12 protein-coding genes and 1 rRNA gene are annotated in these 13,759 nt (G+C 53.9%); 11 read left to right on the top strand and 2 right to left on the bottom strand.

Annotation, left to right across the window (positions count from 1 at the left end; genetic code table 11):
* The first annotated feature begins 12 nt into the window (after positions 1 to 12).
* From KWG64_RS21260 to emrB, 6 genes are all read left to right on the top strand, one after another.
* Positions 13 to 774 (top strand): AzlC family ABC transporter permease, encoded by a 762-nt coding sequence (locus KWG64_RS21260; protein WP_218523049.1) that lies wholly within the window; start codon positions 13 to 15, stop codon positions 772 to 774.
* On the top strand, positions 764 to 1,105 hold the full coding sequence (gene ygaH / locus KWG64_RS21255) for an L-valine transporter subunit YgaH (protein WP_195815669.1): 342 nt from the start codon (positions 764 to 766) through the stop codon (positions 1,103 to 1,105). The genes KWG64_RS21260 and ygaH overlap by 11 nt, the downstream gene beginning before the upstream one ends.
* 174 nt (positions 1,106 to 1,279) lie before the next feature.
* Positions 1,280 to 1,801 (top strand): transcriptional repressor MprA, encoded by a 522-nt coding sequence (gene mprA / locus KWG64_RS21250; RefSeq protein ID WP_152324850.1) that lies wholly within the window; start codon positions 1,280 to 1,282, stop codon positions 1,799 to 1,801.
* Between the two features lie 23 nt (positions 1,802 to 1,824).
* Positions 1,825 to 3,279 carry an efflux transporter outer membrane subunit gene (locus KWG64_RS21245; protein ID WP_218523048.1) on the top strand — a complete coding sequence of 485 codons (1,455 nt, stop codon included), beginning with the start codon at positions 1,825 to 1,827 and terminating at the stop codon, positions 3,277 to 3,279.
* Positions 3,280 to 3,304: 25 nt separating this feature from the next.
* Positions 3,305 to 4,480: a multidrug efflux MFS transporter periplasmic adaptor subunit EmrA gene (emrA, locus tag KWG64_RS21240; RefSeq protein ID WP_195815667.1), complete on the top strand. Its 1,176-nt coding sequence runs from the start codon at positions 3,305 to 3,307 to the stop codon at positions 4,478 to 4,480.
* A 17-nt stretch (positions 4,481 to 4,497) separates the two neighbouring features.
* Positions 4,498 to 6,033, top strand: a complete 1,536-nt coding sequence (gene emrB, locus KWG64_RS21235; RefSeq protein ID WP_152324847.1) for a multidrug efflux MFS transporter permease subunit EmrB — start codon at positions 4,498 to 4,500, stop codon at positions 6,031 to 6,033.
* Positions 6,034 to 6,123: 90 nt separating this feature from the next.
* Here emrB and KWG64_RS21230 read toward each other — a convergent pair whose 3' ends face one another.
* The gene (locus KWG64_RS21230; protein ID WP_152324846.1) at positions 6,124 to 7,227 is read right to left on the bottom strand and encodes a tRNA/rRNA methyltransferase; all 1,104 of its coding nucleotides are present in this window, start codon (positions 7,225 to 7,227) and stop codon (positions 6,124 to 6,126) included.
* Between the two features lie 243 nt (positions 7,228 to 7,470).
* Between KWG64_RS21230 and trxC the strand changes: the two genes are divergently transcribed.
* From trxC to KWG64_RS21205, 5 genes are all read left to right on the top strand, one after another.
* Complete coding sequence (trxC, locus tag KWG64_RS21225) at positions 7,471 to 7,890, top strand: thioredoxin TrxC (RefSeq protein ID WP_104924510.1); 420 nt, start codon at positions 7,471 to 7,473, stop codon at positions 7,888 to 7,890.
* A 129-nt stretch (positions 7,891 to 8,019) separates the two neighbouring features.
* Complete coding sequence (locus KWG64_RS21220; RefSeq protein ID WP_218523047.1) at positions 8,020 to 8,724, top strand: tRNA-uridine aminocarboxypropyltransferase; 705 nt, start codon at positions 8,020 to 8,022, stop codon at positions 8,722 to 8,724.
* Between the two features lie 31 nt (positions 8,725 to 8,755).
* Positions 8,756 to 11,476 carry a bifunctional acetate--CoA ligase family protein/GNAT family N-acetyltransferase gene (locus KWG64_RS21215; protein WP_218523046.1) on the top strand — a complete coding sequence of 907 codons (2,721 nt, stop codon included), beginning with the start codon at positions 8,756 to 8,758 and terminating at the stop codon, positions 11,474 to 11,476.
* Between the two features lie 84 nt (positions 11,477 to 11,560).
* Complete coding sequence (pssA, locus tag KWG64_RS21210; RefSeq protein WP_195815779.1) at positions 11,561 to 12,916, top strand: CDP-diacylglycerol--serine O-phosphatidyltransferase; 1,356 nt, start codon at positions 11,561 to 11,563, stop codon at positions 12,914 to 12,916.
* Positions 12,917 to 12,977: 61 nt separating this feature from the next.
* Complete coding sequence (locus KWG64_RS21205) at positions 12,978 to 13,328, top strand: YfiM family lipoprotein (protein WP_218523045.1); 351 nt, start codon at positions 12,978 to 12,980, stop codon at positions 13,326 to 13,328.
* A 128-nt stretch (positions 13,329 to 13,456) separates the two neighbouring features.
* On the opposite strand, the gene rrf is transcribed toward KWG64_RS21205, so the two are convergent.
* Positions 13,457 to 13,572, bottom strand: a 5S ribosomal RNA gene (gene rrf, locus KWG64_RS21200).
* Between the last annotated feature and the right edge of the window lie 187 nt (positions 13,573 to 13,759).

Genomic DNA, 13,759 nt, shown 5'->3' with positions numbered 1-13,759 from the left:
TTTTAAACACCCATGCACAGCAACCCTGATCTCGAAGCGCCTGACCCCGTCCGCGTTTCCACTTTCGCACAAGGTATTACCGATAGCCTTCCTATCGTGATTGGTTATCTTCCTATCGCTTTTGCGTTCGGCCTCAGCGCCGTCAAACTCGGTTTCACGCCCGCTGAAAGTCTGCTGTTCTCCATACTTATCTATGCTGGCGCCAGTCAGTTTGTGATCACCGCGCTGCTCAGCGCCGGGATGTCTCTCTGGGTTTCCGCTCTTACCGTGATGGCCATGGACGTTCGCCATGTTCTCTACGGCCCTTCGCTGCGTAACCGTATTGCGGGAAAACTCAGCGGCAGAAAAACCGCACTCTGGGCGTTTGGCCTGACCGATGAAGTTTTTGCTGCCGCCACCGCCAAACTCGTCCGTGATAAACGCAGCTGGAGCGAGAACTGGATGTGTGGCATCGCGCTTTCTTCCTGGCTCTCGTGGGTTTTCGGCACCGCCGTCGGCGCACTTTTCGGCAATGGCCCGCTGGAAAATTACCCAGCCATTGAAGCCGCGCTCGGATTCATGCTGCCCGCCCTTTTCCTGAGTTTCCTGCTCGCCGCTTTTAAGCGCCAGCAAAGTAGGGTGTTTGTTGCCTCGCTGGCCGGTGCACTCGGCGGGCTATGGTTCTGGTCGATTCCTGCCGCTATCGGATGCGGCCTCGGCGCCGGATGTCTGGCCGCCCTGCTGCAACCCGCAGCCTCAGCGAGCGCGACGGAGGTCACCCCGGATGAGCACTGATGTCATTCTGGTTTGCCTGCTGGTCGGCGCCGTCAATTACCTCTTTCGATATTTGCCACTGCGCATGGGCGCACGGCAGAAGTCGGGGACGCTGAAAAGCGGCCCGCTGTCCCGCGTGCTCGACAGCATCGGTATCGCCTCAATCTGTGCGTTACTGGTGGTGTCCAGCACCCCGGAAATTCTCCGCGACCAACAAAAACTGCTGCCTTCGCTGGCCGGTTTTGTGCTGCTCGCACTGATTTTCTGGCGAACCAAAAGCATTATTATCGCAACACTGACGGGAGCCGTGGTCTACGGCCTGGTGTTCAAGGTAATGCTGCTGGCGGGCTGAGGTCGTTTTTTACCGTGAGGCAACAACCGGGCAAACTTTGCCGAATACTTTAAACATCGAATAATTCACTGGAGTTATGAAACACACTAATTGCTAAAGAATTGGTGATTCATGACATTGATATTATTAATTACCATCGTTACTATGTCATCTGTAACTAATGAGGCTTCTCATATGGACAGTTCGTTCGCGCCAATTGAACACATGTTAAATTTCCGGGCTAAAAAGCAAAAAGATTTCCCTTATCAGGAAATCCTGCTGACCCGCCTGTGTATGCACATGCAAAGTAAATTGCTGGAAAACCGCAATAAGATGCTGAAAGCGCAAGGCATCAACGAAACGCTGTTTATGGCCCTGATCACGCTTGATGCGCAGGAAAGCCACAGTATTCAGCCTTCGGAGCTAAGCTCAGCGCTGGGTTCTTCCCGCACCAATGCCACCCGTATTGCGGATGAATTGGAAAAACGCGGATGGATTGAACGTCGTGAGAGCGACAATGACCGCCGGTGTCTGCATTTGCACCTGACGGCCGATGGTGAAGCTTTTATCCAGAAGTTACTGCCGCCTCAACATAAGAGCCTGCATTTTCTCTGGTCAACCCTGGATGCAGATGAGCAGAAGCAGTTAGAAACCCTGACGCGCAAACTGTTAACTCGCCTTGATCAGATGGATGCGACAGCACTACAACAATTCTAAATTTCTGTTCAGGTAAACCACACATGTCATTCCAAGCTCGCTGGAGGCTTACGCCGCTGTTTGCCGTTTTGATTTTGGCTGGCTGCGCCTCCAGTTATAATATTGCTCCTCAGTCGTCGCTGCTGGATACCCAACAGCTTCATCTGCAGCAGGCAAAAGTCAGTTCTCTGACCATCGGCCCACAGTGGTGGCGTAGTCTTAATGACCCGCAGCTTGATAACCTGATGACCACGACGTTGCAAAACTCGCCGTCATTGCGTCAGGCCGCGGCTCGCGTGCGCGAAGCGCAGAGCGTGATGGGCGAAGCAGATGCAGCCAATGGCCCCTATCTGGATTTGAATGGTTCGATGCGACGTGAACGTGTGGCGAAAAACACGATCCCGCCGTTCCTGACCAGCTATCCGGAAGCGCCAATCTACGACAACAGCAACAGTCTCGGGCTGAATCTGAGCTATGAGTTTGACTGGTGGGGTAAATACCGCAATCAGGTGAATGCCGCAAAAGCACAGGTGGATTCCGCCCGCGCCGAGCAGGCAGAAGCCGCGCTGACGCTGACCAGTTCGGTGGCGTCAGCCTATTATCAGTTGCAGGCCAATCTGGCTTTGCAGGATGTTCTGCAACACGAAGTGGATAACAACCAGCATCTGGCGGATTTGCGCAAAGCGCAGTATCAGGCCGGTGTCTATGGCATTGAAATTCCGCAACAAACCCAGGCTCAGGCCGACAGTGCTAAACAGCAAATCATCAACCTCAAAGCCCAGACCGAACAGCTGAGACATCAGCTTTCCGCGCTGGCGGGTCAGGGGCCTGACGCGATGAACGGGCTGCACGCCGTGGCATTGCCACCGGCTGAAGCGCTGGCACCGAAAGGCGAGCTGACGCTCGATTTGTTGGGTAAACGCCCGGACATCACTGCACAGCGTGATCTGGTGGAATCCTATTCCCAGCGCGTCAGTGCGGCCAAAAAAGAGTTCTACCCAAGCCTTTCCATCAGCGCCTTTGGCGGTCTGACGACCACCAATTACGGCGGCACCAGCCCGAATCTTCTGGAAGCAGCCAGCAAGGCCTGGAATATCACCCCTGCGATTTCGCTGCCGATATTCCACGCGGGCGCACTGCGTTCCAAACTGGGCGAAGAGTCCGCGTTATATGACCAGTCCGTTGAGTCATATAACCAGACCATCCTGAGCGCCATCCAGCAAACTGCGGATGCCATTACCCTCTCGAAAAGCAGCGTTGAACAATTGCAGCAGGCTTCTTCTGCCGCTAAATCGCTGGAAGAGGTGTATCGCGTTTCGGATGCAAGATACAACGCTGGCGTCATCGGACGGGATGAACTGTTAACCAGTCAGTCAGCGCTCCTGCAACAGCAACAGGCGCAACTTACCGCCAGCAGTCAGCTGATGCAGGCAAAAATCAGTCTCATTCGTGCGCTCGGGGGTGGCTATCAGGCCCCGGCTGCGAACCAAAAATCATAATAAAAGACTCAGTGTGGAGAAGACCATGAGCGCAAATGCCGAAACTCAGGCAACGCCGCAAGCTCCGAAAAATAAGAAGAAAACGCGCAAAGTCGCGATGCTCTTGTTAACCGGGATTTTCATTATTATCGCCATCGCCTACCTGTTTTACTGGCTGCTGGTGTTACGTCATTTCCAGTCTACCGATGATGCGTATGTTGCCGGTAATCAGGTTCAGATTATGGCGCAGGTGTCAGGCAGCGTGACTGACGTCAATTTCGACAGCACCGACTTTGTCAAAAAAGGCGACGTGCTGGTGACTATCGATCCGACCGATGCTGAACAGGCGTTTGAACGTTCTAAAACGGCGCTGGCTAACAGCGTGCGCCAAACGCATCAGCTGATCATCAACGGCAAACAGTATCAGGCAAATATCGCGCTGCGTGCGACGCAACTGCAACAGGCGCAGTCTGACCTGAAACGCCGTATCGTGCTGGGCAACGTTGACGCCATTGGCCGTGAAGAACTGCAACACGCCCGTGACGCCGTGGATACCGCGAAAGCGCAATATGATGTCGCCGTGCAGCAATACAACGCGAATCAGGCGATGGTGCTGAACACGCCGGTTGATCAGCAACCGCAAGTTTTGCAGGCCGCCGCGCAGGTTCGTGACGCATGGCTCGCCCTGCAACGTACCAAAATCCGCAGCCCGATTGACGGTTTTGTTTCCCGTCGCGCGGTTCAGATCGGACAGCAAATCAGCCCGACCACGTCTCTGATGGCCGTTGTTCCTGCTCATCACATCTGGGTTGATGCCAACTTTAAAGAAACTCAGCTGGCGAATATGCGTATTGGTCAGGTCGCCACCGTCGTCAGCGATATGTACGGCGATGACGTGAAATATCACGGCAAAGTGGTCGGTATGGATATGGGCACCGGCGGCGCGTTCTCGCTGCTTCCGGCACAAAATGCGACCGGCAACTGGATCAAAGTGGTTCAGCGCCTGCCGGTGCGTATTGAGCTTAACGATCAGGAAGTTGCGGAACATCCGCTGCGTATTGGTTTGTCCACGCTGGTGACGGTTGATACTCAAAACCGTGATGGCCTGGTGCTGGCCGATACCGTGCGTTCCGAACCGCTGTATCAGACTTCGGCTCTGACACTGGATCTGGCCCCGGCTAATGCCATCATTGCTGATGTTATTCACGCAAATGCGGGCTAAAACCTCCGGAGGCCTCTGTGGCAAATAAACCGCTGGTAGGCGCCCCGCTGGCCTGGATGACGGTGGCTTTGTCTTTGGCCACCTTTATGCAGGTGCTGGACTCGACGATCGCCAACGTGGCGATCCCGACCATCGCCGGGAATCTGGGTGCCTCAAACTCACAGGGCACCTGGGTTATTACGTCGTTCGGGGTGGCAAACGCCATCTCGATCCCCATCACCGGCTGGCTGGCAAAGCGCATCGGTGAGGTCAAACTGTTCCTGTGGTCCACGATACTGTTTGCGCTCGCGTCCTGGCTTTGCGGGATGTCCAACAGCCTGGAAATGCTGATCTTCTTCCGTGTGCTGCAAGGCGTGGTAGCAGGTCCGCTGATCCCGTTATCACAAAGTTTGCTACTGAATAACTATCCGCCGGCCAAGCGAAGTACCGCGCTCGCACTCTGGTCGATGACGGTGATCGTCGCCCCGATTTGCGGGCCGATCCTCGGCGGTTATATCAGTGATAACTTCCACTGGGGATGGATTTTCTTCATCAACGTACCGATCGCCATCGTGGTCGTTGTGCTGACACTGAGAACCCTGAAAGGCCGCGAAACCGCCACGCAGATCCGCCCGATCGACAGTGTCGGGCTGGTGTTACTGGTACTGGGCATCGGCGCATTGCAGGTGATGCTCGACCGGGGCAAGGAGCTGGACTGGTTTAACTCGACGGAAATTATCGTACTGGCGGTCGTGGCGGTGATCGCGTTGTGCTTCCTGGTTGTCTGGGAGCTGACCGATGACCATCCGATAGTCGACCTGTCGCTGTTTAAATCGCGAAACTTCACCATCGGCGTGTTGTGTATCAGCCTGGCCTACATGCTCTACTTCGGCGCGATTGTTTTGCTGCCGCAGCTGTTGCAGGAGGTCTATGGTTATACCGCCACCTGGGCGGGTCTGGCGTCCGCGCCGGTAGGCATTCTGCCGGTGCTGATGTCGCCAATTATTGGCCGCTTCGCACACCGTCTGGATATGCGAAAACTGGTGACGTTCAGCTTTATTATGTACGCCTACTGTTTCTTCTGGCGTGCATATACCTTCGAACCGGGGATGGATTTTGGTGCTTCTGCATGGCCGCAGTTTATTCAGGGCTTTGCGGTAGGCTGCTTCTTCATGCCGCTGACCACCATTATTCTGTCGGGATTACCGCCGGAACGTATGGCGGCAGCCTCCAGTTTGTCGAACTTTATTCGTACGCTGGCGGGGTCTATCGGGACGTCAATCACCACGACGATGTGGTCGAACCGGGAATCGCTGCACCATGCGCAGCTGACCGAAAACATCACACCGTACAACCCGGCGGCGACGCAGACTTATCAGCAGCTGGAAGGGATTGGCATGAGCCATCAGCAGGCTTCCGGCTGGATAGCGCGGGAAATTACGAATCAGGGGCTTATCATCTCTGCTAACGAGATTTTCTGGTTATCCGGCGGGGCATTCCTGGTACTGCTGATTTTAATCTGGTTCGCCCGTCCGCCATTCAGCAGCGGCGGTGGCGGCGGTGGTGCGCACTGATTTCATGTCGCCAGTTAACACGAATCAGTAAACATCAGAAAGCAAAACGGACGCTCAGGGCGTCCGTTTTTTATGGGTGAAAATCAGGATTTACGCCTGATTCTGACGCCACCATTCAGCCAGCAAAATACCGGTCGCAACGGAAACGTTCAGGCTTTCCACTTTGCCCGTACCGCCGATAGACACGCTCAGGTCGCCCTGCTGCCATGCGCTGTCGGACAGGCCGTCGCTTTCTTCGCCCAGCACCAGCACCATTTTGGCAGGCAGCTCAGCTTTACCGAGCGCCGTCCCTTTGTGGCTGGACGTGGTCACGATGGTGTAACCGGCTTTACGGAAGGTCGCCAGCACATCAAGGAAGTTATCCGCACTGATAGCTTTAACGTGTTCTGCGCCGCCTTCAGCGGTACGCACGGCGGCACCGGATTCCAGCTGAGCCGGATCCTGAACCATCATCCCGTTGATACCAAAATGCGCACATGAACGCATGATACCGCCGAGGTTGTGCGGGTTGCCGACGTTTTCCAGCGCCAGCACACAGTCTTTCGCAGGAGCAGATTGCAGATAAGTTTCTGCATCCAGACCCTGGCGTTTTTTAATCAGGAAACACACGCCGCCGTGGTGTTCCGTGCCGGAAGCTTTCACCAGCTCTTCGTCTTCAACCACGTGGTACGCTTTGCGGTTTGCCGCCATCCAGCGCAGCGCTTCGCGGAAACGCGGAGTGACTGATTGCACAAACCACGCGCGAACAATCGCGTCAGGACGGCTGGCAAACAGCGCCTGACAGGCATTCTCGCCGTAAACGCGGGTTTCTTCCTGGCGCTGACGACGCAGCTGTTCAGGGTCGATGAAACTTTTGCCGCTGATACCACCGTGATCCGGTACGGATTCGTCCGCCGGTGCACGGGAAACGGTTTTCCACGGAGAGGAGTACGGACCGTCGTCTTCACGTGCCGGACGACGCGGGCGATCATCACCACGACGAGGTGCAGGGCCGCGTGAATCACCACGGGAATCGCTGCTGCGACGCTCATTGCGGCGGGCATCGTCAGGACGGGAACCCTGGCGAGGTTTATCGCCCGGACGTCCTTTATTGTTGGAAGGACGTTTATCGTTGTTGCGGTTATCGCCGTCGTCGTCACTACGGACGTACATCACTTTGACTTTGCCGTTCTTGCCACTGAATGAATCGTTCATTTTTCTCTCCACCTACGCGCAGGGCGCGAAGATTACCTGATGTCTGTGAGCTAAGCCACAGGCTTTCGACCAAAAGCTAAAAACTATCGTATTCATTGAATAAACCGCGTTGTTTACGTGACGTGGCGCCCCCATACTTACAACATACAAGTAACATATCAGCCGTTTTGTTTACCGCTTTATGCGTAAAGCCGGGGTTCTGGTTGATACCATTCTCACGTTAAGCAATGTAGAGGCTATTTTATGAATACGATTTGTTCATCATGTCAGGCCACCAACCGCCTGCCTGAGGATCGTATCGACGACGGCGCAAAATGCGGCCGCTGCGGTCATGCACTTTTTGAAGGCGATGTGGTTCACGCCACTGCCGCCACGCTGGACAAATATCTGCAGGACGACCTGCCGGTTGTCATCGATTTCTGGGCACCGTGGTGTGGCCCGTGTGTGAACTTCGCGCCTATTTTTGAAGATGTTGCGCAGGAACGTGCCGGTAAAATCCGTTTCATTAAGGTTAATACCGAAGCAGAACCCGAACTGAGCGCGCGGTTCCGTATTCGCAGTATTCCGACCATTATGGTGTTCAATGAAGGCAAAATGGTCGATATGTTGAGCGGCGCAATGCCTAAAGCGCCTTTCAACAACTGGCTTAATGAATCATTGTAACGCATAAGCCGTTATAAAGCCCTGCCGATGGCCCGCCTCAGCGCGGGCCTTTTTGTACGTTCAGCAGATGCTGCTTGCCAGCGACGGGCGGGTGATTAAAATAGCCGCTTTTCGAATACCGGAATGCTTATGTCAGACAACGCCGTCCTTCGCCTGCGTGAGCAGCGTTTAGCCCGCTCGACCCGCCCTTTTCTGGCTAGGGGATCGCGCGCCATTCGTTGCCAGTCATGCCTGTTACCTCAACGTCACTGCATCTGCGCTACGCGTGAGATCCATCAGGCAAACAGCCGTTTCTGTCTGGTGATGTTTGATACCGAGCCGATGAAGCCGAGCAATACCGGTCGCCTGATTGCGGACGTTTTGCCGGATACACAGGCATTTCTGTGGTCGCGTACGGAAACCGATCCGGCGTTGCTGGATGCCATATCTGACCCGTCGCGCCAGCCTTACGTGGTTTTTCCGGCGTCTTTCGCAACGCCGCCACGTCAGGTCTTTACCGAAGTTCCCGCGGACAGTAAACCGCCGCTGTTTATCATGCTTGACGGCACCTGGAATGAAGCACGCAAGATGTTCCGCAAAAGTCCGTATCTGGATAATCTGCCGGTATTCTCTCTGGATGTAAGCGCCAGCTCCGGCTATATCCTGCGTGAAGCCTCGCGACCGGAATTGCATTGCACAGTTGAAGTGGCCGCCGCTTTGCTCGAAAAAGCCGGCGATACACAGGCGTCTGCAGGTTTATCACGACACTTTACCCATTTCCGCACGCAATATCTGGCAGGAAAACCCCATCATCCGGTGCATCAGCTCACAGCAAAGAACGAAGAAAGCCTCTAGAATCATGGGAACATGATGAATCGGAGAGACGATGAGCCAGCGCGGACTAGAAGCACTATTACGACCTGAGTCGATTGCCGTCGTCGGCGCCAGTAATAAACCGGGGCGCGCCGGCTATCTGATGATGCGCAATCTGCTCGATAGCGGATTCAACGGCCCTGTTTTGCCGGTCACCCCGGCTTACCGCGCAGTCTGTGGCGTTCTGACCTGGCAGGATGTCGCCAGTCTGCCGATGCCGCCTGACCTCGCCATTCTCTGCACGCACGCAGACCGCAATATGGCGCTGCTTGAACAGCTCGGCGAGCGCGGCTGCAAAACTGTCATCGTACTTTCCTCTCAACCCGGCCAGTTATCCGAACTGAAAGCCTGCGCTCAGCGTTTTTCAATGCGGCTGCTTGGGCCAAACAGTCTCGGCATTCTCGCTCCCTGGCAAAAGCTGAATGCCAGTTTTTCTCCGGTGCCGATCCTACCCGGCAAACTCGCGTTTATTTCGCAATCGGCCGCCGTGGCCAATACCATTCTTGACTGGGCGCAGCAACGTGCCGTCGGATTTTCCTATTTCGTCTCACTGGGCGACAGTCTGGATATCGACGTCGATGATCTGCTCGATTTCCTCGCCCGCGATACAAAAACCAGCGCCATCCTTCTTTATCTGGAGCACATCAGCGATGCCCGGCGTTTTCTTTCTGCTTCGCGCAGCGCATCACGCAACAAGCCGATTCTGGTCATTAAAAGTGGCCGCAGCGGGCAGGCTCAGCAACTCCTGAACAGCCCGCTCAGCCTCGACGCGGCTTATGATGCCGCCATCCAACGTGCGGGTTTGCTGCGCGTACAAGATACGCATGAACTGTTCTCCGCCGTCGAAACCCTGAGCCATATGCGTCCGTTGCGCGGTGAGCGCTTACTCATTATCAGCAACGGCGCTGCACCGGCGGCAATGGCGTTAGATCAGTTGCTGTTACGTAACGGCAAACTGGCAAAGCTGGGGGATGAAACGGGCAAAGCGCTGGCTGACATTCTGCCGAAGACCATTACCGCCTCTAATCCGCTGGATTTGCATGACGACGCCACGCCTCAGCTTTATCAGTCGGTGATAACAACGCTGCTCGACAGTACGGATTACGACGCCCTGCTGGTGATACACGCCCCAAGTGCTGCAGCGCACGGCACAGTAACAGCAAGCGGAGTGATAGATGCCGTTCGAAAACATCCGCGCGGGAAATACATCACGCTGCTGACAAACTGGTGCGGGGAATTCTCCTCGCAGGAAGCGCGCAAGCTGTTCAGTACCGCCGGGATCCCGACTTACCGCACTCCGGAAGGCGCGGTAACGGCGTTTATGCATATGGTGGAATATCGCCGGAATCAGAAACAGCTGAAAGAAACGCCTGCGCTGCCAGCAGACCTTGAACAAAATACCGATCAGGCTCACAAACTGATTGCACAAACGCTGGCAGAAGGCACCACGCAGCTTGATACACATGAAGTCCGCGCGATTTTGCAGGCGTATGGAATGAATGTGCTGCCAACGTGGATCGCCAGTGACAGCGCTGAAGCCGTAAATATTGCCAGCCAGATTGGTTATCCCGTTGCGCTGAAACTGCGTTCACCGGACATTCCGCATAACTCTGAAGTTCAGGGCGTCATGCTCTATTTGCGTACGCCCAGCGAAGTGGAACAGGCGGCCAATGCCATTTTCGACCGGGCTAAGCAGGCATTTCCGCAGGCGCGAATTCTGGGTCTGCTGGTACAGACGATGGCTAACCGCCCGGGCTCTCAGGAATTACGGGTAGTCGTAGAGCAGGATCCGGTCTTCGGCCCGTTGATTATGTTGGCCGAAGGCGGAACTGACTGGCGTCCGGAAAGGCAGGCAGCCATTGCGCTTCCGCCCCTGAACATGACGCTGGCGCGCTACCAGGTCGTGCAGGCATTGAAGAGCGGTAAAATACGCGGTCGCAATGCGCTACACCCTCTCGATATTCCCGCCCTGAGTCAGCTTCTGGTTAACGTGTCTAACCTGATTATTGATTGTCCGGAAATCGAACGGCTGGATATTCATCCCTTGCTGGTTTCCGGCAGCGAGATGAGTCTGCTCGATGTGTCGATGGAGCTTTCAACGCGCAGTGCAGAAATACTTTCTCGTCTGGCGATCCGGCCTTACCCGCGTGAACTGGAAGAGCACGTTATACTGAAGAATGGACTGCCTGCGTTATTCCGCCCGATTCTTCCGGAAGATGAGCCGCTGCTGAAAGCCTTCATCCTGAAGGTCACTAAGGAAGACCTGTATTACCGCTATTTCAGTGAGATTAATGAGTTCACTCATGAAGATTTAGCGAACATGACGCAGATTGATTATGACCGTGAGATGGCGTTTGTCGCCGTACGTACAGAAAATGAAGAAAGCGAAATTATTGGGGTCACGCGAACCGTTTCTGATCCCGACAATATCGATGCCGAATTCTCCGTACTGGTACGCTCTGATCTGAAAGGTCTGGGGCTCGGACGACGTCTGCTGGATAAGATGATTGATTACGCCGCAGAGCACGGCCTGCAACGTCTGACGGGCATCACGATGCCGAATAACCGCGGCATGATTACGCTGGCTAAAAAGCTGGGATTTGACGTCGATATTCAGATTCAGGACGGCATTGTTAATCTGTCTCTGGTACTGGAAAAGCGCCAAAATTCACAGCAGAAAACCGTGGGCCTGAGCGATGAACAGGCAAAAGATGCGCACATGCGGCAGGACTAATGGTATTATCGACCGATTGTGCGGTCACCACAGTTTGTCGGTGCCGCTAAAATCATTACCTGAAGAGAGAAGAAGCGCACTGTGATGTTGTCAAAATTTAAACGTAATAAACATCAACAACACCTTGCTCAACTGCCAAAACTCCCCCAAACAGTTGGTGCTGTAAAAACGCTCTACTGCCCTGCCGATTTCCGTAAGGCACTGCTCGAAGCCATTGCCAACGCCACCCAACGGATTTATCTGGTTGCTCTCTATTTAGAGAACGATGATGGCGGACGTGACGTGCTGTCGGCTTTGTATGCCGCAAAGCAGCAACGACCGGAACTGGAGATCTGCGTGCTGGTTGACTGGCACCGCGCTCAGCGTGGCCGTATCGGTGCAGTGGCATCGAATACTAATGCTGACTGGTATTGCCGTATGGCTAAGGAACACCCGGAGCTTTCTGTGCCGGTGTATGGCGTTCCTGTTAATACGCGTGAAGCTTTGGGTGTTCTGCACCTTAAAGGTTTCGTTATTGACGATCAGGTCATCTATAGCGGGGCAAGCCTCAATGATGTTTATCTGCATCGCCACGAAAAATACCGTTATGACCGTTATCAGATGCTGACCAATGAAGCGCTGGCAAACACGATGATCGACTTTATGAAGAAATCGATCCTCACTGCCGCAGCGGTTCAGCGCCTCGATCGCGAAGATCGTCCGAAAAGTATTGAGATTAAGAACGAAACGCGTCAGTTTCGCCAAACCCTGCGCACCAGTGGTTATCATTTTAAAGACAGCGCTGGTAATGATGAACTGGCAGTCACGCCAATTGTGGGCCTGGGCAAGCAGAATGAATTGAATCGCACGATTCACCATTTAATGGCCAGCACCGATCACAAGCTGACGCTGTGTACTCCTTATTTCAATATGCCTGCAATGCTGGCGCGCAATATCATTCATTTGCTGCGCCGGGGTAAGCAGGTTGAAATTATAGTGGGTGATAAAACCGCTAACGATTTCTATATTCCGCAAGATCAGCCTTTTAAAATCATCGGCGCCTTGCCTTATTTGTATGAAATCAATTTGCGCCGTTTTCTGAGCCGCTTACAACGCTTTGTCGACAGCGGGCAATTAATTGTCCGGCTGTGGAAGGATGGGGATAATAGTTACCATCTGAAAGGTATGTGGGTCGATGACCGCTGGCAGCTGATCACCGGTAATAATCTCAATCCACGCGCCTGGCGACTGGATCTGGAGAATGCCATTCTGATCCACGATCCGCATAAAGAGATGGCGGTTGAACGTCAAAAAGAGCTTGAAGAGATCCGCCAGCATACGCAAGTTGTCTCCCATTATATGGAACTGGAAAGTATTCCTAATTATCCGGTTAAAGTACGCAAACTTATTCGCCGTCTGCGGCGGATTCGAATCGACAGATTAATCAGCCGAATTCTGTAATTGGCTATACTGAAAGCCTGATCATCCTGATCGGGCTTTTTTATATCTGGAATTCCATTTTATGACGCCATTTTTCCCCTCTTCCGTCAGACTCTCCGTCATCAGCCTTATATTTTTGTGCAGCGGTTGTACCCATTTCGCGAATGACCCGTGGACCGGCAAGGACAAAGCCGAGCACTTTGTTGGCTCTGCGGTATTAGCGGCGGCAGGCACAGCTTACGCAGATAATCAGGGCTGGAATGAAGCTCGCAGCCGTTCGTTCGGCTTGTTATTTTCAGTCGGCCTGGGAGCGACAAAAGAGCTTTATGATAGCCGTGCGGGAGGAAGTGGCTGGAGCTGGAAGGACTTTAGCTGGGATATTGCAGGTGCGGCTGTCGGATACAGCGCTTATCACCTGACGCACTATCGATAAGCAACTATTTACCCTGAATATGGAGAAACTGAACGCGATATATTGCCTTCAAAATTCACGATGCTTCTCCCAAATTCTCCATAGCAAAAAGCCCTGTACGTCAGTACAGGGCTTTTCACTTGTTTGATGCCTGGCAGTTCCCTACTCTCGCATGGGGAGACCCCACACTACCATCGGCGCTACGGCGTTTCACTTCTGAGTTCGGCATGGGGTCAGGTGGGACCACCGCGCTACTGCCGCCAGGCAAATTCTGTTTCATTCATAACGCTCACCCTACCTCAGGCTTGCACTACGAACCAATCTCGGAACAATCAGCTGAAAAATCTACGTTTATCACAGAGCCAATACAAAACACCTTTGGTGTTCCCATAGCAAAAAGCCCTGTACGTCAGTACAGGGCTTTTCACTTGTTTGATGCCTGGCAGTTCCCT

The sequence above is a fragment of the Rahnella sp. PD12R genome, from assembly GCF_019200965.1.
GTDB lineage: Bacteria > Pseudomonadota > Gammaproteobacteria > Enterobacterales > Enterobacteriaceae > Rahnella > Rahnella laticis.
This window is presented reverse-complemented; position numbering and strand designations above follow the sequence as displayed.